Here is a 17,796-nt window from a genome sequence, read left to right on the forward strand (position 1 = left end):
CCTTCGGGCAGGCCATACGGGGATGACACAAGCAAGAAGCCCAGGCAGAGGTGTGCCGCGCGGCAGCTTCGTGAAAAAGCCACCGCGCGGCGGCCGGTGGAGGCTGCCGCGCGGTGGCTTCGTGGAGCTTGCAGTGCGGTGTGGGGGTGGGTCAGCAGCCGATCAGGCGGGCGGCCAGGTAGGACTCCAGTTGGTCCATCGACACCCGCTCCTGCGACATGGTGTCCCGTTCCCGCACCGTCACCGCGTGGTCGGTCAGGGTGTCGAAGTCGACCGTCACGCAGAACGGGGTGCCGATCTCGTCCTGGCGTCGGTAGCGGCGGCCGATGGCGCCGGCGTCGTCGAATTCGATGTTCCAGTGCTTGCGGAGGGCCTGGGCCAGGTCCTTTGCCTTCGGGGACAGGTCGGCGTTGCGTGAGAGCGGTAGGACGGCTGCCTTCACCGGGGCGAGCCTGCGGTCCAGGCGCAGGACCACGCGCTTGTCCACGCCGCCCTTGGCGTTGGGGGCCTCGTCCTCGGTGTAGGCCTCCAGCAGGAACGCCATCATCGGACGGCCCACGCCTGCTGCCGGTTCGATCACGAACGGGCGGTAGCGGGAGTTGGTGGCCTGGTCGAAGTAGGACAGGTCCACGCCCGAGTGGTTCGAGTGGGTGGACAGGTCGTAGTCCGTCCGGTTCGCGATGCCTTCCAGTTCGCCCCACTCCTGGCCGCCGAACTGGAAGCGGTACTCGATGTCGACCGTGCGCTTCGAGTAGTGCGACAGCTTCTCCGCCGGGTGCTCGTAGTGCCGCAGGTTCTCCTTGGAGATGCCCAGGTCGGTGTACCAGCGGGTGCGCTCGTCGATCCAGTACTGGTGCCATTCCTCGTCGGTGCCCGGCTCGACGAAGAACTCCATCTCCATCTGCTCGAACTCGCGCGTCCGGAAGATGAAGTTGCCCGGCGTGATCTCGTTGCGGAAGCTCTTGCCGATCTGGCCGATGCCGAACGGCGGCTTGCGACGGGACGTGGTCTGCACGTTCAGGAAGTTGGTGAAGATGCCCTGCGCGGTCTCCGGGCGGAGGTAGTGCAGGCCCTCCTCGGTCTCCACCGGGCCGAGGTGGGTCTTGAGCAGGCCGTTGAACATCTTCGGCTCGGTGTACTGGCCGCGGGTGCCGCAGTTGGGGCACGGCACGTCGGAGACGTCGCCCTCGGCGACTTCCTTGCCGGTGCGCTCGGCGTACTCCTCGACCAGGGTGTCCTGGCGGAACCGCTTGTGGCACGAGTTGCACTCGATCAGCGGGTCCACGAACGCCTCGACGTGCCCGGAGGCCATCCACACCTCGCGCGGCAGGATCACCGACGAGTCCAGGCCGACGACGTCCTCGCGGCCCCGGACGACGGTGTTCCACCACTGCCGCTTGATGTTGTCCTTCAGCTCCACGCCCAGCGGCCCGTAGTCCCATGCCGACCTGGTGCCGCCGTAGATCTCGCCGCACGGGTACACGAACCCGCGGCGCTTGCACAGGCTGACGACGGTCTCGATGCGATCGGCTGCCACGGACACTCCATAGAAGGGGCGGGACACACGGGCCTTGAAGCCTAGTCCCCGCGCGGCGCGCCCCATCGGGCGACCAGCCCCCACCTGTGCCTACGCTGCGGACATGGCGGACGAGTTGCGCGTGATGTGGGACTTCTCCGACCTCCCGGGCACGGAGGCGCGCTTCCGCGCCCGGCTGGCGGAACCGGTGGGTGACGCGGAGCGGGCCGAGGTGCTGACCCAGCTGGCGCGGGTCGAGGGGCTGCGCGGCGACACCGCGGCCGGGCAGCAGCTGCTGGCCGAGGCGGAGGCGCTGGCGGCGCCGGACTCGGCGGGGCGGGTCCGGGTGTTCCTGGAACGCGGCAGGCTGCTGCGCTCGGCGGGCGCGCCGGAGGAGGCGCTGCCGCTGTTCGTGGCGGCGTTCGTGCTCGCCGGGCACCTGGGCGAGGAGTTCCTGGCCGCCGACGCCGCGCACATGGCGGCGCTGGTGGACAACGTCGAGGAGTGGACCGCGCGGGGCGTGGAGATCGCGTCGGCGTCGGAGGACCCGCAGGTCCGGTACTGGGTGGGTCCGCTGCTGAACAACCTGGGCTGGGCGCACTACGAGGCCGGCCGGTTCGACCAGGCGCTGGAGGCGTTCCGGGTGGCACTGGCCGCCCGCGAGGAGACCTCCGACGAGGTGCACGAGGTCGAGATCGCCCGGTACGCGGTGGCCAAGACGCTGCGCGCGCTGGGCCGTCCCGCCGAGGCGGCCGAGCTGATGGGGCACGCCGTCGCGGTCAGCCCGCCGGACGGCTGGTTCCACGAGGAGCTGGCCGAGGACTACGCGGCGCTCGGGTGGCACGTGGAGGCCGCGCAGCAGGCGACCAAGGCGCTGGAGCTGCTCGACGCCCACCAGCCGCCCGACCGGGTCGAACGGCTGCACGAACTGGCTAGCGCGGCACCGCCGGCCCCGCCGCCTCTCCCAGCCTGACCGTGCCCGCGTCCGAGGCCAGCAGACTGGTCCTGACCTCGACGGATCCGCCGTCGGCCACCAGCAGCGGCTCGAACGCGGCGGCCTCGGGCAGGGCTTCGGACAGCAGCGGCACGACGTGCTCGCGCACCTCGAACGGCGACAGCGCCCGCCGGTAGGCCACGACCGAGTCGAACGACACGGTGAGCACGAACAGCTCCGGTTCGTCCAGCGACCGGGCCACCTGACCGCCCCGGCAGCCGGGTTGCGCCGTGAGCAACTCCAGGGCCCTGGTGGCGCGGCGGTGGAACGCCGGCACGTCGGTTTCGGGGACGGTGAACCTGCACACGAGCAGCACGGTGCAAGGATGCCACGGTGGCGGATTTCAAGCGGACCCTGATCCCCGGCCGCGGCCCGTTGGCGAAGGTGCCCGCGCCGGCGGTGTTCCTGCTGGTCCTGGCCCTGTTCGGGGTGGGTGTGTGGGTGCGCGGCCCGGTGGGGGCGACCCTGCTCGGACTGCTGGTGGTGGGCGTGGCGACCCTGCTGGCCGTGACCTGGCGCTATCTGGAGCCCAGCGCCCGCGTGCTGCGCCTGTTGGTGATCGCGGTGCTCGTGCTCGTCACCCTGTCGGTGCTCTGACCGTAGTATTGGTGGTGAAAATCCATACCACGTGGGAGGCGCCGTGACGGTCGAAGTGCGGGGCGATCACGTGCACTCCCCCACGCGGGGCGGGGCCGAGCCGGTCCCGAACAAGCCCGCGCACACCCTGTCCGCCGCCGGTGACCTGCTGCGCGCCCTCGCCGCCCCCGTCCGCATCGCGATCGTGCTCCAGCTGCGGGAAGCGGACCGGTGCGTGCACGAGCTGGTGGAGGCCCTGGGCGTGGCCCAACCCCTGATCAGCCAGCACCTGCGGGTGCTGAAGGCGGCCGGCGTGGTGCACGGCGAGCGCCACGGCCGCGAGGTCGTCTACCGGCTGGTCGACGAGCACCTGGCGCACATCGTGGTGGACGCCGTGGCCCATGTCGACGAAGGCCCTCGTGGTATCAACTCAGGAGGACTCGGGACGGAGGAACTGTGACGACGAGCGAGCGCCCCAACACGAACGTGCCGGGGTTGCGGTCCACCAAGCAGCGGACCGCCGTGTCCAAGCTGCTCGACTCGCTGGAGGAGTTCCGCTCGGCCCAGGAGCTGCACGAGGAGCTGCGCAAGCGCGGTGAGGGCATCGGCCTGACCACCGTGTACCGGACCCTCCAGTCGCTGGCGGACGCCGGCGAGGTCGACGTCCTGCGCACCGACTCGGGCGAGGCCATCTACCGCCGCTGCTCCGCCCACCACCACCATCACCTGGTGTGCCGGTCGTGCGGGCGGACGGTCGAGGTGGAGGGCCCGGCCGTGGAGAAGTGGGCGGACCGGGTGGCGGCGGAGAACGGCTTCTCCGAGGTCAGCCACACGGTCGAGATCTTCGGCACCTGCGCCGACTGCTGCACCCACGCCAAGCCCTAGCCCTCGTAGGTGTCCTCCGGCGTGGTGATCGGGGTCAGGGACTCGACGGTGAAGGTAGGCACGTAGGCGTTGTCCTTGGTCGCCGACCCCGGCACGACCTTGCCCGTCGCCTCGACCCACTGGTCGTTCGGCAGACCGGTGAAGTCCTGACCCACCATCAACGTCTTCACCGGGGCCGCGTCGGCCGCGCAGCACGAGATGGTGAGCCGAGCCAGGTACGTGTTCTGCTCCTTGCGCACCACGAACCCGGTCAGCCGAACGGTCCGGTCGTTCAGCGAGCCCGAGTCGTCCCAGGCCGTCCGGGTGACGAACTCGCTGATCGTCAGCGGCACGACGGCGTCGGACGGCAGTGCCGCGAAGCCGTTGCTCGCCTTGGACTCCTGGGCGGCGTTGCGGTCCGAGCGGTTGACCGTGTCCGCGCCCAGGGCGGGCGGGCTGATCAGGAAGACCGCCAGCACCGGCAGCAGGAGCATCCACGGGCTGCGCGAAGTCCCGTGCTCGTGCCCCTCGTGCCCGACGTGGCCCCCGTGCTCGACATGGCCCTCCGACGCGGCCTCGCGGCTCGCCTTCAGGTCCCGGGCGATCGACACGACCGCCAGCACGATCATGACCCCGCCCGTGACCACCAGCCACGGTTGCAGGGACTCCTTGACGTACCGCAGGTAGGTGCCGCTCAAGGCCAGCTTGAGCAGAGCCCCGCCCAGCAGCACCAACAGGATGTTCTGCGTTTCCCGCCTCATAGGAACACCGCTCCCGCCGCCAACGCACTCGCGATCGCCACCACGAACGTCACCGGCGCGAAGCGCGCCGCGAAGGACCGGCCGAACGTGCCCGCCTGCAAGGCGATGAGCTTCACGTCCACGGCCGGGCCGACCACCAGGAACACCAGCCTCGGCAGCAGCGGCAGCGCGGACATGGACACCGCCACGAACGCGTCCGCCTCGCTGCACAGCGCCAGCACCACGGCCAGCAGGGCCATCACCAGGATGCCCAGCACGAGCTGCGCGCCCAGGGTCTCCATCCACGCCGCCGGCACCAGCACGTTGAACGCCGCCGCGAAGACGCCGCCGAGCACCAGGAACCCGCCGGCCTCGACCAGGTCGTGCCGCGCGGTCTCGGCGAACACCACCCAGCGGGACGTGCCGTCGTTGTCCGGCAAGCGGCGCAGGGCGCGTTCGGCGATCCACTCGGCCTTGCCGAAGCGGACCCACAGCCAACCCATGATCACGGCCGTCAGCAGGGAACCCAGGAACCGCGCGGGCACCATCAGGGGCGCGTCGCGGAACGCCACCGCCGTCGAGACCAGCACGATCGGGTTCACGGCCGGAGCCGCCAGCAGGAACGACAGCGCCACCGCCGGGGCCACGCCCTGCTGCATCAACCGACGGGCGACGGGCACCGAAGCGCACTCGCAGCCCGGCAGCGCCACCCCGGCGACACCGGCGACGGGCACGGCCAGCGCCGTCTTGCGGGGCAGCAGCCGCCGCAGGGTCGAAGCCGGGACGAAGGCCGCGATCGCGCCGCTGATCAGCACGCCGAGCACGAGGAACGGCAACGCCTGCACGCACACCGCGACGAACACCGTGGACGCGGTGCGCAGGACGGGGGCGTCCAAGGCGGACACCAGCCAGTCCTGGAACACCAGGGCCACGACGAGCACCACGCAGAGCACTTCCAGCGAGGTGACGCGCAGCCTCGGCGGGGTGCGGCGCGGGCGCGATCCGCGGATCTCGCCAGTGATTGTCACTTCCGAGATGATGCCAGGACCGCGCCGCGCCGCCTATCCCGACCTACGTCGGGTTTTCGACATCCTCGCGGAGCTCCGCGATGGTCGACAGCACGTCCATCGACGACTGCACCGGCAGCAGCGGCTCCACGACCGCCGACACGCCCCGGCCCTCCGCGATGACCTCCTCGGCCAGCGCCACGGCCTCGTCCCGCTCGTACGGGCCGCACACGAACGACGCCCACTCCTCGCCCGCCGACGCCTCGAACGTGATCGCCCAGGGCAAGCCCTCGACCTCGGAGTCGTCGTCCGGCTCGTACACCACCACGCCGCCCATCAGGCACCGCCCTCCGCGTTCGCCAGCAGCTCCGCGCGCAGCTGGGACGCCGTCGACACGACCAGCATGAGCAGGGTGCTCAGCGGTTCGGGTTTGAGACCTTCCGCGGGGAACGCGTACCGCAGGGTCACGTCCATCCCGCGCTCGGTGTGCACCACACCGAGCGTGCCGAACAGGCCCTGACCGGCCCGTTCGGCGGCGGACACAGCCAGGTCGCGGTTCTCCGGCAGGTCCCAGGCCACCACGCAGGTCAGGCTCAGCACGGTCAGGCCCTCGGCCAGCCGCATGGCCTGCACCGCGCAGGGCACATCTCCGTGCCGGAAGCTCAGCGCGCCGTCGTCGTCGACGTGCACCTCGTGGAACAGCTCCAGCGCCTCGCGGGCGCCCGTGAGCAGCTCCGCGGTCACGGCGGCGTCCGCGGGGTCTTCGGCAGTCACTCGGTCTCCTCTTCCGGCTTGTCCACCGCGCCGCCGAAGCGGCGGTCGCGCCGGGCGTACGCCTCGCACGCGTTCCACATGTCCCGGCGGTCGAAATCGGGCCACAGGATGTCCTGGAACACCAGCTCCGCGTACGCCGACTGCCACAGCAGGAAGTTCGACGTGCGCTGCTCGCCCGACGGGCGGATGAACAGGTCCACGTCCGGCATCTCCGGCTGGTACAGGAACCGGTTGATGGTCCGCTCGTCGACCTTCTCCGGGTTGAGCTTGCCCTCCGCCGCCAGCCGCGCGATCTCCCGCGCCGCGTCGCCGATCTCGGCCCGGCCGCCGTAGTTGATGCACATCGCGAGGTTGAGCACGTCGTTGTCCTTCGTGCGCTCCTCGGCGACCTCCAGCTCCTTGATGACGCTGCGCCACAGCCTCGGCCGCCGCCCCGCCCAGCGCACCCGGACGCCCAGTTCGTCCAGCTCGTCGGTGCGGTGGTGGATGACGTCGCGGCTGAACCCCATGAGGAAGCGGACCTCCTCGGGGCTGCGCCGCCAGTTCTCCGTGGAGAACGCGTACAGCGACAGCCACTTCACGCCCATCTCGATGGCGCCCTTGGCGGCCTCGACGACGACGGCCTCGCCGCGCTTGTGCCCCTCGATGCGGGACAGCCCGCGCTGGTTGGCCCACCGCCCGTTGCCGTCCATCACGATCGCGATGTGCTGGGGCACGAACTCGGCCGGGATCACCGGCGGCGTGGCGCCGGAGGGGTGCGGTTCCGGGGGCTTGGGAACGCGCTGCACGCGTTCGACCCGCCGTCGGCGGAGCATGGGGGTCCTCTCGGGTCTCAGATGGGGACTGCGGCAGGCTATCCGTCGGCCAGCGGAGCCTTGCGCTCGACCAACGGCAGCGAGCGCAACTGCCGTTCGAGGTGCCACTGGAGGTGCGCGGCGACCAGGCCGCTGGCCTCGCGGCGCGGACCGCCCGGGATGCCGTCCACGACGTCCCAGTCGCCGTGCAGCAGCGCGCCCAGCAGCCGGAGGGTGTCCTGGTTGGGCTGGGCGCTGCCCGGCGGGCGGCAGTTGTGGCACACCAGGCCGCCCGCGTGCACGTTGAACGCGCGGTGCGGGCCGGGGTCGCCGCAGCGGGCGCACTCGTCGACCGCGGGCGCCCAGCCGGCGAACGCCATCGCCCGCATGAGGAACGCGTCGAGGATCAGCGACGGGTCCCGCTCCTTGGCGGCGAGGGCTCGCAAAGCGCCCGTGACCAGCAGGTACAGCCGCAGGACGGGTTCGCCCTCCTCGGCGGTGAGCCGGTCGGCGGTCTCCAGCACGGCGCACGCGGCCGTGTACCGCTGGTAGTCGTCCACCAGGTCGACGTGGAAGGCGTCGAGGGTCTGCACCTGGGTCACCACGTCCAGCGACCGGCCCGGGTAGAACTGGACGTCCACGTGCCCGAACGGCTCCAGCCGCGCGCCGAACCGCGACGACGTCCGCCGCACGCCCTTGGCGACCGCGCGCACCTTGCCGTGCTTCTGGGTGAGCAGGGTGATGATCCGGTCCGCCTCGCCGAGCTTCTGCACCCGGAGGACCACGCCCGTGTCCCGGTACAGGTTGGCCATCAGAACCCGAGTCTACGGAGCTGCTTCGGGTCGCGCTGCCAGTCCTTGGCGATCTTGATGTGCAGGTCCAGGTACACGCGGGTGCCCAGCAGCTTCTCGATGTGCCGGCGGGAGGTGATGCCGACCTGCTTGAGCCGCTCGCCCCGGTGGCCCAGGATGATCGCCTTCTGGCTGGGGCGCTCCACGAACACGTTGGCGTGGATGTCCACCAGGTCGTCCCGGCCCTCGCGGGGCAGCATCTCCTCCACCACGACCGCGATGGAGTGCGGCAGCTCGTCCCGCACGCCCTCCAGCGCGGCCTCGCGGATCAGCTCGGCGACCAGCGTCTGCTCGGGCTCGTCGGTCAGCTCGCCGTCCGGGTAGAGCGCAGGCCCCTCGGGGAGCTTGCCGACCAGCAGGTCGGACAGGGCGTCCACCTGGTAGCCGCTCTGCGCGGAGACCGGGATGAGGTCGGCGAACTCCATCACACCCTGGAGCGCGAGCAGCTGTTCGGCCACTTGCTGCTGGCTGACCAGGTCGGTCTTGGTGACGATCCCGATGACCGGGGTGCGCTTGGCGATCTTCTCCAGCTCGGCGGCGATGAACTTGTCCCCCGGCCCCACCTTCTGGTCGGCCGGCACGCAGAACCCGACGACGTCCACCTCCGACCAGGTCTCGCGGACCAGGTCGTTCAGGCGCTGGCCGAGCAGCGTCCGGGGGCGGTGCAGGCCGGGGGTGTCGACCAGCACGAGCTGGCCGTCCTCGCGGTGCACGATGCCCCGGATGGTGTGCCGGGTCGTCTGGGGCTTGCTGGAGGTGATCGCGACCTTGGTCCCCACCAGCGCGTTGGTCAGCGTCGACTTGCCTGCGTTGGGCCGGCCGACGAAGCACGCGAACCCGGAGCGGTAACCATCCATCCCCCCATTGTCCCTGTGCCCGGGAAACCCGCCGGACCACCCCTGTGCCACTACGCCTTGGGGGGCGTGATCCGGTTGAGTTCGAGGACCTGCGGCAGCGGGCCGCCGTTGCGCAGCCACTTCTCCAGGTCGTCCATGATCGCGTCGTGCAGGACGAAGCCCAGCCACACCGGTTTGGCCCCGGCGGGCTTCACGACGATCACGTTCGAGTTCTCGCACGCGTCCAGGCAGTCGGCGACGCGCAGGCGGACCGTGCCGCCGGACTGGGCCGCCACCTCCTGCAAGCGCTGGAGCTGGGCCTCGTGGTCGTAGTCGGGGTGCTTCTTGGTGGTGCCGCAGCAGCAGCCGCGGCACACCGTGACGTAGTTGCGCATTCAGACGGTCTCGACGAGCGCACCGGACGCGTCGGCGCGCAGCACGGGAGCGGACGCCGTCAGGTCGCGGACCGCGGACACCGAGGCCTCGTCCAACTCCGAAGCGCCGGTCACCACGGCCGCCGCCTCCAAGCCCTCCGCCCCGCTGGACACGGCCGCCGCGACCGCCGCCTGGAGAGCAGTCAGCTTCAGGGAAGGCAGGGCGACCGTCGTGGCGGCATAGGTGCGGCCGTCGGTGTCGCGGACGGCGGCACCTTCGAGAGCGCCCGTGCGGGCGCGGGCCGACCTCGCCAGGGTGATGATCTTCTGGTCCTCGGGGTCTAGCTCACTCACCGGGGGTCCCCTCGTCGTCGTCTGCGTCGAGCACCGGGCGGACCAGCACCGTCGTGATGCGCATCCGCCCGCGTTCGTCCTTGCCGCCCTCGGCCCGCATGCGCAGGCCCGCGATCTCCGCCTCCGTGCCGGGCAGCGGCACCCGGCCCAGGCGCTGCGCCAGCAGGCCGCCCACGGTCTCCACCTCGTGGTCGTCCAACTCGGTGCCGAACAGCGCGTCCAGGTCGTCCACCGGCAGCCGCGCGCTCACCCTCACCGAACCGTCCGCCAGGTGCTCGACCGGCGGCCGGTCGTCGGTGTCGGACTCGTCGGTGATCTCGCCGACGATCTCCTCCAGGATGTCCTCGATCGTCAGCAGGCCCGCCGTGCCGCCGTACTCGTCCACCACGATCGCCAGGTGGTTGCGGGACAGCTGCATCTCGCGCAGGAGGTCCGCGATCGGCTTCGAGTCCGGGATGAACGACGCCGGCTTCATCACGTCGGCGACCACGGTCCCGTTCGGCTCCGCCGCCAGCGTCCGCCGCACCAGGTCCTTCAGGTTCACCACGCCGACGATGTCGTCCACGCTCTCGCCGATCACCGGCACCCGCGTGTACCCGGTGCGCAACGACAGCGCCAGCGCCTGCCGCACCGACTTCGCCTGCTCGATCCACACGATCTCCGTGCGCGGCACCATCACCTCGCGCGCGATGGTGTCGCCCAGCTCGAACACCGAGTGGATCATCTCGCGCTCGTCCTCGTCCACGACGCCGCGCTCCTGCGCCATGTCGACCAGCTCGCGCAGCTCGACCTCCGAGGAGAACGGGCCCTCGCGGAAGCCCTTGCCCGGCGTGATCGCGTTGCCGACCAGGATCAGCAGCCGCGACAACGGACCGAGCACGCGCCCGAGCACCCGGATCGGCCCGGCGGCCAGCAGGCTCACCGCGTACGGGTGCTGCCGGCCCAACGTGCGCGGGCCGACGCCGACCAGCACGTACGACACCACCAGCATGCTCAGGCCCGCGACCAGCACGGCCACCCAGCCGGTCTCGATCGACCGCAGGCACACCACGGTCACCAGAACGGTCGCCGACAGCTCGCAGCCCAGCCGCAGCAACAGCAGCAGGTTGACGTGCCGCGGCCGGTCGGCCAGCACCTGGATCAACTGCCGCGCGCCCGCCCGGCCCTGCCGCAGCAACGCCTCGACCCGCGCCCGCGACACGGTGCCCAGCGCCGCGTCCGCGCCCGCGAACACGCCCGCCGCCAGCACCAGGGCCACGGCCAGGACGATGAGGCTGGTGGAGTCCCCGCTCACCACGGCCCCCGGGTCAGGCGTCGGGGTCGGGCCTGCCGGAGGTCTCGTCGGAGTCCTCCAGGCCCACCGCCCCGAGCAGCTTGGAGTCCGCCTCGCGCTGGGCCGACTTGCGCTCGGCCTCGGCGGTCGCCGTGCGGAAGTCGCCCAGGATGCGGTTCTGGAGGGTGAACATCTCGCGCTCCTCCGCGGGCTCGGCGTGGTCGTAGCCCAGCAGGTGCAGCACGCCGTGCACGGTCAGCAGGTGCAGCTCGTCCAGCAGGCTGTGGCCCGCCTTCTTGGCCTGGTCCTTGGCGAACTCGGGGCACAGCACGATGTCCCCGAGCAGCGCCGGACCCAGGCCCGTCGCGTCGGGGCGGCGGGCCGAGTCCAGCTCGTCCATCGGGAAGGCCATGACGTCGGTCGGGCCGGGCAGGTCCATCCAGCGCTGGTGCAGGTCGGCCATCACGTCCAGCTCCACCAGCAGGACGGACAGCTCCGCCAGCGGGCTGACACCCATGCGGTCCAGCGCGAATCGGGCGGCGGCGACGATGGACGGCTCGTCCACCGCCACGCCCGACTCGTTCGCGATCTCGATGCTCACGGCGCCTATCGTCCCCGCCGGTGCCCCCGGGACCTCGCACCGGGTCCGGCGTGGCTCTGCCGGTCCTGGCCGAGGTCGCGTTCGTCCTGCTCGACCTGCCACTTCTCGTAGGCGTCCACGATGTCCGCGACCAGCCGGTGGCGGACCACGTCGTTGCTGGTCAGGATGGAGAAGTGGACGTCGTCCACGCCTTCGAGGATGTCCTTGACGACCTTCAGCCCGGACCGCTGCCCGCCGGGCAGGTCGACCTGGGTGATGTCGCCGGTCACCACGATCTTGGAGCCGAAGCCCAACCGGGTGAGGAACATCTTCATCTGCTCGGGCGTGGTGTTCTGCGCCTCGTCGAGGATGATGAAGGCGTCGTTGAGCGTGTTGTGCGTGAGCAGGTGGTCCTCGGTCACGTACAGCGAGTCAGCCGCCGCGACCTGGATGCACACCGCTTCCGCACGCCCGGCCGGCTCGATGCTGTCGATGAACCGCATCGGCCGACCGCCGCCGGTCGCGCGGTACTTGGCGCGCTTGCGAGCGAGGCGGAACGGCTCGACGCCCTCCGGCAGCCGGATGTCGAGCACGTACGCGTCGTGGCGGTAGTGCACCGGCCGACCACCCGCGAACCCGGGCTTGCGGCCACTGGCCGGGCGGCAGCGCACGTACGCGACACCACCGAGGGAGCGAACCAGCTCGACCACGTCGTCACGCAGCCACGGCGAGGTAGTCGCGTACTGGACGCGGCACGTGCGGCCGAGCTGGGTCACCGGGCCGCCGTCGGCGTCCAGCAGACCCTGGAGCACCGCGAGGCGCACCTCGGCGCTGTTGCGCAGGTAGACCTCCGGGACGAACTTCGTCCCCGACCGCGTGCCGACCAGCTTCAGCTCCCGCAGCGCGGCCGTGACCGGGTTCTCCAGCGTGATCACATCGCCGGCCGAGCGGACGCGGTTGAGCGTGTAGTCGACGCCGCCCTTCCAGCGCGCTTCGACGCCGGGGATGGCTTCCTCCAGCGCGCGGGCGAGGTCGAGGTCGTCGGTGGCGAAGCTCGGGGTGGTCTTGCCGGTCAGGCAGCCGTCGCCGAGCAGGAGGCCGAGCGCGTACGGGTCCAGCGGGACGTCCTGCTCCGGGTGGCACACCGGTGCGCTGAGCATCGGCAACTCGTACCGGCGGGCGTGTGCCGCGCGGAGGTTGCCGATCATCTCCTTCGTCTCCAGCACCCGCCACGGCTTGTTCCGGCGGCGGTCGGAAGCCGTGCGGACGGTCCACAGGTGGTCGCCGCAGCACAGGGTGGACGCGCCGTCCTGGGCGGTGACCCGGTAGATGTCCTTCTCGCCCTGCGGGTACACGCCCAGCACCGGGGTCGGCTCGCCGTTCGAGCCGATCACCAGGTCGCCGACCTGCAACTCGCCGATCGGGCGGAAACCCCCGGGCGTGAGGACCTTCGTGTCGACGGGCTGCGCGCGGCCACGCATGTAAGCCAGGGGCGCGACCTCGATCGTGCCGGCCTGGGTCAGGCGCGGGATCGACTCCGGGTCGACCATGTCGTGCAGCGCGTCGTACAGGGGGCGCAGGTACGGGTCGATCTTCTCGTACAGGGTGCCCGGCAGGTAGCCCAGCCGCTCGCCCGCCTCGACCGCCGGCCGGGTCAGGATGATGCGGTTGACCTGCTTGGCCTGGAGCGCCTGCACGGCCTTCGCCATCGCCAGGTACGTCTTGCCCGTGCCCGCCGGGCCGATGCCGAACACGACCGTGTTCTTGTCGATCGCGTCGACGTAGTGCTTCTGGTTCAGCGTCTTCGGCCGGATCGTCCGGCCGCGGCGGGAGATGATGTCCAGGCTCAGCACCTCGGCGGGCGACTCGCCGGTGCCCGCGGACAGCATGGCCACCGTGCGGCGGACCGTGTCCGGGCCGACCTCCTGGCCGCGGTTGGCCAGGGTCACCAGCTCGGAGAACACGCGCTCCGCGAACGCCACGTCGGCGGGCTTGCCGGAGAGGGTGATCTCGTTGCCGCGCACGTGGACGTCGGCGTCGAGCAGTTCCTCGGCGAGCCGGAGGTTCTCGTCGCGCGACCCGAGCAGGGCGAGCACCGCGCCGTCGGGCACGGCGAACTTGGACTGGGCGTCGGCCGCAGGGCCTGCCTGCGGCGTGGTGTCTGCGGTGTCGGCCACGTGGCCTCGGGCCTGCTTCCTGCGCGCTCGCGCCGAACTCGTGGTGAACTTGACCTACCGCACTCGATGCTAGCCGCCTGCACCGACAGTCCGCACCGGAGTAAGAAACCGGGTGGACGGGTCGGGTGTACTCGTCGGTGTGACCGTTGTGCGCACCCTGACCTTGGCCGACGTGCCCGCCTGCGTCACCCTCGCCGCCGACCGGGGCTGGCCGCCGGAACACACCAAGTGGGAGTTCCTGCTGCGGGTCGGCGCCGGTTTCGGGCTGGTCGACGGCCCGCGCCTGGTCGGGACGACGATCATCACCCGGTTCGGTGACGAGCACGCGGCGGTGAGCATGGTGCTGGTGGCGTCCTCGCACGGCGGGCGCGGCCTGGGGCGGCGGCTGGTCGAGCACGCCCTGGAGGCCGCCGGGACGCCCGTGGCGTCGTTGTTCGCGACCCAGTTCGGCAAGCCGCTCTACGAGAAGCTCGGGTTCCGGTCCGTCGGGATGGTCGCCGCCCACTTCGGCACGTTGGACGTGCCGGCGGCGGGGGTGAGCGAGCCGGTGACCGACCGGGAGCGGCTGGTGGCCGAGGACGCGAAGGTGTTCGGCGCGGACCGGTCGGCGATGTGGGCGGAGTACTTCGACTTCGCGCGGGAGGTGCGGGTGTCGCCGGACGGGTTCGTCGGCTCCTGGCTCAACACGAACCGGCTGGTGGTCGGCCCGGTCGTCGCGGGCTCCCTGGCGGAGGCGAAGGCGCTGATCAGCGACGTGGCCGAGGGTCCGGCGCGGGTGGACGTGCGGGACCCGGAGCTGGCGGCCTGGTTGACCGAGCACGGCATGCCGCAGCGGTTCGAGGTGGACCTGATGGTGCGTGGGGAGTTCACCGGCGCCCGTGACCGCCTGTGGGCGCCGGTGATGCAGGCGCTGGGTTAGGCGAGGGCGCCGAGCTTGCGTCCGCCGAGCAGGTGCAGGTGGGCGTGGAAGACGGTCTGGCCGGCGTCCTCGCCGGTGTTGAACAGCAGGCGGTAGCCGGTGCCCAGGCCCTCCGCCTCGGCCACCTCGCCGGCCGCGCGGAACAGGTCGTCCAGGACGCCCGGCGCGGCCTTGACCAGGGACACCGCGTCCGGCGAGTGCAGCTTGGGCACCAGCACCACGTGGGTCGGGGCCTGGGGCGAGATGTCGCGGAACGCCGTGGTCGTCTCGGTCTCGTGGACGATGGTCGCCGGGATCTCGCCCTTGACGATCCGGCAGAACAGGCAGTCGGAGGACATGCCCGGCAGGCTAGCGGGCCAGCCGGAGCGCGGCGTCGCGGCAGACCGTCCACGCCGGGTGCTCGACGTCGATCAACTCCATGTGACCCACGCCGGGCAGCACGGCCAGCTCGGCGCCGCTCGCAGCCGCGAAGGCCTCGCTCTGCGCCACGGGCACGTCCTCGTCGTCGGTGCCGTGCACCAGGACCATCGGCTTGGTGATGGGCAGCAGGGCCGCGGGCGAGGCGTCGGCGTACCGCGCGGGCACCTCGTCGGGCGTCCCGCCGAGCAGTTCGGCGGCACGGGTGGTGATCTGCGGGTGCTGGAGGAAGTCCAGGACACCGGCCTGGGCCACGGCCCCGACCACGCGCGGGTGCCGGGCCGCCGCCCACACGGCCAGGTGGCCGCCCGCCGAATGGCCCAGGGTCACCACGTCGGCATCAAGGGCGTCTATGGCCGCCAGGACGTCGTCACCGGTCTCCGGCCACCCGCCGCCGCCGGCCACCCGCCGGTACTCGACGTTGAACGCCCGCACCCCGTGCGCCGCCAGATCGGCCGCCAGGGGCCGCCCGAGTTCGAGTCCGTAGCGCTGGTGCCAGAAACCGCCGTGGATGACGACGACAACGGGGAACGAATCACCGCCGGCCGGTGACGACAATTCACCGAACTGGCTCGGATGAGTGCCGTAGTCGACACGCCGCAAGAGAAACCCCTCCACATAAAAAGGGGCCGCGTCGCGATGGGACCTGGGGGTCGCCCCACCGCGACGCGGCGACGCCGGACCGAGGGGGGAGGTGTCCGGCGAGTCTGCTCTGAAGGGCCGAATCCGACTAGACCAATGCAACCCCTCAGGCCATGAGAGTAACCCCTATTTCCGACGTTCGCCAGAAGAACGCGACGCCCATTACCGCCAGCGATCGGTCAGCACACCCAGCGCACCCAAAGCCACGGCGGCGGCCGTCGAAGCTCGCAGAACGGTAGGACCCAGTCGCACAACGTGCGCGCCTGCCTGCGTCAATGCCTTCAGCTCTTCTTCAGCAATGCCGCCTTCGGGCCCGACCACGAGCAGCACGTCACCCTCGCGGGGGAGCTCGACCGACCTGACGGAGTCCGACGCCGACTCGTGCAAAACCAATGCAACAGCAGCCGACTGCGCCAGACGGACCAAGCCGGCCGTCGTGACCGGTTCGGCGACCTCCGGCACGCGGGCGCGCCGGGCCTGCTTCGCGGCCTCCCGGGCGGTCGCCCGCCAGCGTTCCAACGCTTTCGCGCCGCGCGGCCCGTCGTCCCATTTGGTGACGCACCGGGACGCTTTCCACGGCACCACGCCGTCCACGCCCGCCTCGGTGGCCAGTTCCACGGCCAGCTCGCCCCGGTCGCCCTTCACCAGCGCCTGCGCCACCACGACCCGCAGGGCGGGCGCGGGCACGACCCAGCGCTCCACCACACGCAGCCGCAGCGAGTCCTTCGACGCCTCGACGACCTCGCAGCGCACCTGCGCGCCGGAACCGTCGGAGAGCACCAGCTCCTCCCCCGCGCGCAACCGGCGCACGGTGGCGGCGTGCCTGCCCTCCGGACCGTCCAGGACGGCCTCGGACCCGGAGGGCAGCGCGGCGACCAGGAAGACCGGCAGCGTCACCGGTGCCCGCGCCCGGAGCGCAAGCGCGAGAACAGCCCCCCGCCGCCCTTGCCGTTGTGCGCCAGCGACGGCTCTTCCTCGCCACGCACCGTGGCCAGCTCCCGCAGCAGCTCGGTCTGGCGGGCGTCGAGCTTGGTGGGCACCACGACCTCCAGGTGCACGTGCAGGTCGCCCCGCCCGTCCACCCGGCCGCTGGAGCGCAGCCTCGGCATCCCGCGACCGGTCAGCACCAGCTCCGTGTTCGGCTGGGTGCCGGGCTCGATCTCCAGCTCCTCCTCGCCGTCCAACGTGGCCAGCGGCAGGACCGCGCCGAGCGCGGCCGTGGTCATCGGGATGCGCACCGAGCAGTGCAGGTTCACGCCGTCGCGCTCGAAGACCTCGTGCGGGATCTCCTCGACCTCGACGTAGAGGTCACCGGCCGGTCCGCCGCCCGAGCCGACCTCGCCCTGGCCCGCGAGCCGCACCCGCATGCCCTCGGCGACGCCGGGCGGGATCTGCACCGAGATGGTGCGCCGCGACCGGACCCGGCCCTCGCCCGCGCACTGGCGGCACGGGTCGGGGATGACCTCGCCGAACCCGCGGCACACCGGGCACGGCCGCGCCGTGACCACCTGGCCCAGGAACGAGCGCTGCACCGACTGCACCTCGCCGCGCCCGCCGCACGTGTCGCAGCGCACCGGGGACGAGCCCTCGGCGCAGCCGCTGCCCGTGCAGACGTCGCACAGGATGGCCGTGTCGACGGTCAGCTCCCGGGACGCGCCCGCCGCGCACTCCTCCAGCGTCATGGCCAGCCGGATCAGCGCGTCGGAGCCGGGCTGCACCCGGCTGCGCGGGCCGCGCTGGCCACCGCCGGCCGCGCCGAAGAACGCGTCCATGATGTCGCCGAGACCGAACCCCGCGCCCGCGAACGGGTCGCGCATCCCGCCGCCGCCCGGCTCCAACGGGTCGCCGCCCAGGTCGACGACCTGCCGCTTCTTGGGGTCCGACAGCACCTCGTAGGCGGCCGTGACCTCCTTGAAGCGGGCTTCCTCGTTGGGGTTGACGTCCGGGTGCAGCTGGCGCGCGAGCTTGCGGTAGGCGCGCTTGATCTCCTCGGGTGTCGCGTTCTTGGAGACCCCGAGCGTGCCGTAGTAGTCCCTCGCCACCGTGTGTCCTCCTGCGGGCGCGCGCGGTCGCGCGCTCGCTCGCTTGCGAAACGTCTTGTGCGCCTT

Annotated in this window: 22 protein-coding genes and 3 pseudogenes; 5 read left to right on the forward strand and 20 right to left on the reverse strand. The window is 71.6% G+C overall.

Annotated features, from left to right (window positions below; all coding sequences use genetic code 11):
* Positions 1–151: 151 nt before the first annotated feature.
* On the reverse strand, positions 152–1,537 hold the full coding sequence (locus WBN91_RS24305; RefSeq protein ID WP_337726549.1) for a glycine--tRNA ligase: 1,386 nt from the start codon (positions 1,535–1,537) through the stop codon (positions 152–154).
* A gap of 103 nt (positions 1,538–1,640) precedes the next feature.
* On the opposite strand from WBN91_RS24305, the gene WBN91_RS24310 reads away from it, so the two are divergent.
* The gene (locus WBN91_RS24310) at positions 1,641–2,489 is read left to right on the forward strand and encodes a tetratricopeptide repeat protein (RefSeq protein ID WP_337726550.1); all 849 of its coding nucleotides are present in this window, start codon (positions 1,641–1,643) and stop codon (positions 2,487–2,489) included.
* On the opposite strand, the gene WBN91_RS24315 is transcribed toward WBN91_RS24310, so the two are convergent.
* Positions 2,449–2,826 (reverse strand): antibiotic biosynthesis monooxygenase family protein, encoded by a 378-nt coding sequence (locus tag WBN91_RS24315; RefSeq protein ID WP_337726551.1) that lies wholly within the window; start codon positions 2,824–2,826, stop codon positions 2,449–2,451. The genes WBN91_RS24310 and WBN91_RS24315 overlap by 41 nt on opposite strands.
* A gap of 17 nt (positions 2,827–2,843) precedes the next feature.
* On the opposite strand from WBN91_RS24315, the gene WBN91_RS24320 reads away from it, so the two are divergent.
* Genes WBN91_RS24320 through WBN91_RS24330 form a run of 3 tightly spaced genes read left to right on the forward strand, consistent with a single transcriptional unit; the run spans position 2,844 to position 3,971 of the window.
* On the forward strand, positions 2,844–3,107 hold the full coding sequence (locus WBN91_RS24320) for a hypothetical protein (protein ID WP_337726552.1): 264 nt from the start codon (positions 2,844–2,846) through the stop codon (positions 3,105–3,107).
* Positions 3,108–3,150: 43 nt separating this feature from the next.
* Positions 3,151–3,546, forward strand: coding sequence for an ArsR/SmtB family transcription factor (locus WBN91_RS24325; protein WP_443217789.1), 396 nt, complete (start codon positions 3,151–3,153; stop codon positions 3,544–3,546).
* Positions 3,543–3,971 (forward strand): Fur family transcriptional regulator, encoded by a 429-nt coding sequence (locus tag WBN91_RS24330; protein ID WP_337726553.1) that lies wholly within the window; start codon positions 3,543–3,545, stop codon positions 3,969–3,971. Before WBN91_RS24325 ends, WBN91_RS24330 begins: the two co-directional genes overlap by 4 nt.
* Here the strand turns inward: WBN91_RS24330 and WBN91_RS24335 are convergent.
* The 14 genes and pseudogenes from WBN91_RS24335 to WBN91_RS24400 form a co-directional block, all read right to left on the reverse strand.
* Positions 3,968–4,711, reverse strand: a complete 744-nt coding sequence (locus tag WBN91_RS24335; RefSeq protein ID WP_337726554.1) for a TIGR03943 family putative permease subunit — start codon at positions 4,709–4,711, stop codon at positions 3,968–3,970. The two genes, WBN91_RS24330 and WBN91_RS24335, sit on opposite strands and share 4 nt — an antisense overlap.
* Positions 4,708–5,718, reverse strand: coding sequence for a permease (locus WBN91_RS24340; RefSeq protein ID WP_337726555.1), 1,011 nt, complete (start codon positions 5,716–5,718; stop codon positions 4,708–4,710). Before WBN91_RS24340 ends, WBN91_RS24335 begins: the two co-directional genes overlap by 4 nt.
* Before the next feature lie 43 nt (positions 5,719–5,761).
* Positions 5,762–6,034 (reverse strand): hypothetical protein, encoded by a 273-nt coding sequence (locus tag WBN91_RS24345; protein ID WP_337726556.1) that lies wholly within the window; start codon positions 6,032–6,034, stop codon positions 5,762–5,764.
* On the reverse strand, positions 6,034–6,471 hold the full coding sequence (locus WBN91_RS24350) for a YbjN domain-containing protein (RefSeq protein WP_337726557.1): 438 nt from the start codon (positions 6,469–6,471) through the stop codon (positions 6,034–6,036). The genes WBN91_RS24345 and WBN91_RS24350 overlap by 1 nt, the downstream gene beginning before the upstream one ends.
* Positions 6,468–7,286, reverse strand: a complete 819-nt coding sequence (locus WBN91_RS24355; RefSeq protein ID WP_337726558.1) for an isoprenyl transferase — start codon at positions 7,284–7,286, stop codon at positions 6,468–6,470. Before WBN91_RS24355 ends, WBN91_RS24350 begins: the two co-directional genes overlap by 4 nt.
* A gap of 38 nt (positions 7,287–7,324) precedes the next feature.
* The gene (recO, locus tag WBN91_RS24360) at positions 7,325–8,077 is read right to left on the reverse strand and encodes a DNA repair protein RecO (RefSeq protein ID WP_337726559.1); all 753 of its coding nucleotides are present in this window, start codon (positions 8,075–8,077) and stop codon (positions 7,325–7,327) included.
* Complete coding sequence (era, locus tag WBN91_RS24365) at positions 8,077–8,973, reverse strand: GTPase Era (protein ID WP_337726560.1); 897 nt, start codon at positions 8,971–8,973, stop codon at positions 8,077–8,079. Before era ends, recO begins: the two co-directional genes overlap by 1 nt.
* Positions 8,974–9,023: 50 nt before the next feature.
* Positions 9,024–9,347 carry a (2Fe-2S) ferredoxin domain-containing protein gene (locus tag WBN91_RS24370; RefSeq protein WP_337726561.1) on the reverse strand — a complete coding sequence of 108 codons (324 nt, stop codon included), beginning with the start codon at positions 9,345–9,347 and terminating at the stop codon, positions 9,024–9,026.
* Positions 9,348–9,680: a cytidine deaminase gene (locus WBN91_RS24375; RefSeq protein WP_337726562.1), complete on the reverse strand. Its 333-nt coding sequence runs from the start codon at positions 9,678–9,680 to the stop codon at positions 9,348–9,350.
* Positions 9,673–10,974 (reverse strand): hemolysin family protein, encoded by a 1,302-nt coding sequence (locus tag WBN91_RS24380; RefSeq protein WP_337726563.1) that lies wholly within the window; start codon positions 10,972–10,974, stop codon positions 9,673–9,675. The genes WBN91_RS24375 and WBN91_RS24380 overlap by 8 nt, the downstream gene beginning before the upstream one ends.
* A gap of 13 nt (positions 10,975–10,987) precedes the next feature.
* Complete coding sequence (ybeY, locus tag WBN91_RS24385; RefSeq protein ID WP_337726564.1) at positions 10,988–11,554, reverse strand: rRNA maturation RNase YbeY; 567 nt, start codon at positions 11,552–11,554, stop codon at positions 10,988–10,990.
* A gap of 5 nt (positions 11,555–11,559) precedes the next feature.
* Positions 11,560–11,925: pseudogene (locus WBN91_RS24390) on the reverse strand (PhoH family protein); the annotation flags it as partial.
* Positions 11,926–12,237: 312 nt separating this feature from the next.
* Positions 12,238–13,014 (reverse strand): annotated as a pseudogene (locus WBN91_RS24395) (PhoH family protein); the annotation flags it as partial.
* Positions 13,003–13,710, reverse strand: a pseudogene (locus tag WBN91_RS24400) (PhoH family protein); the annotation flags it as partial. The pseudogenes WBN91_RS24400 and WBN91_RS24395, both read right to left, overlap by 12 nt.
* A gap of 139 nt (positions 13,711–13,849) precedes the next feature.
* Here WBN91_RS24400 and WBN91_RS24405 point away from each other — a divergent pair.
* Positions 13,850–14,629 carry a GNAT family N-acetyltransferase gene (locus tag WBN91_RS24405; RefSeq protein WP_337726565.1) on the forward strand — a complete coding sequence of 260 codons (780 nt, stop codon included), beginning with the start codon at positions 13,850–13,852 and terminating at the stop codon, positions 14,627–14,629.
* Here WBN91_RS24405 and WBN91_RS24410 read toward each other — a convergent pair.
* The 4 genes from WBN91_RS24410 to dnaJ all read right to left on the reverse strand — a co-directional run bounded on the left by WBN91_RS24410 (position 14,626) and on the right by dnaJ (position 17,730).
* On the reverse strand, positions 14,626–14,967 hold the full coding sequence (locus WBN91_RS24410) for a histidine triad nucleotide-binding protein (protein ID WP_121222171.1): 342 nt from the start codon (positions 14,965–14,967) through the stop codon (positions 14,626–14,628). The two genes, WBN91_RS24405 and WBN91_RS24410, sit on opposite strands and share 4 nt — an antisense overlap.
* 10 nt (positions 14,968–14,977) lie before the next feature.
* Complete coding sequence (locus WBN91_RS24415) at positions 14,978–15,649, reverse strand: alpha/beta hydrolase family protein (protein ID WP_337726566.1); 672 nt, start codon at positions 15,647–15,649, stop codon at positions 14,978–14,980.
* Between the two features lie 201 nt (positions 15,650–15,850).
* Positions 15,851–16,585, reverse strand: coding sequence for a 16S rRNA (uracil(1498)-N(3))-methyltransferase (locus WBN91_RS24420; protein WP_337726567.1), 735 nt, complete (start codon positions 16,583–16,585; stop codon positions 15,851–15,853).
* Positions 16,582–17,730, reverse strand: coding sequence for a molecular chaperone DnaJ (gene dnaJ / locus WBN91_RS24425; RefSeq protein ID WP_337726568.1), 1,149 nt, complete (start codon positions 17,728–17,730; stop codon positions 16,582–16,584). Before dnaJ ends, WBN91_RS24420 begins: the two co-directional genes overlap by 4 nt.
* Between the last annotated feature and the right edge of the window lie 66 nt (positions 17,731–17,796).

Origin of the sequence: Saccharothrix sp. CCNWYY140, from assembly GCF_037401995.1 — a bacterium.
Classification (GTDB): domain Bacteria; phylum Actinomycetota; class Actinomycetes; order Mycobacteriales; family Pseudonocardiaceae; genus Actinosynnema.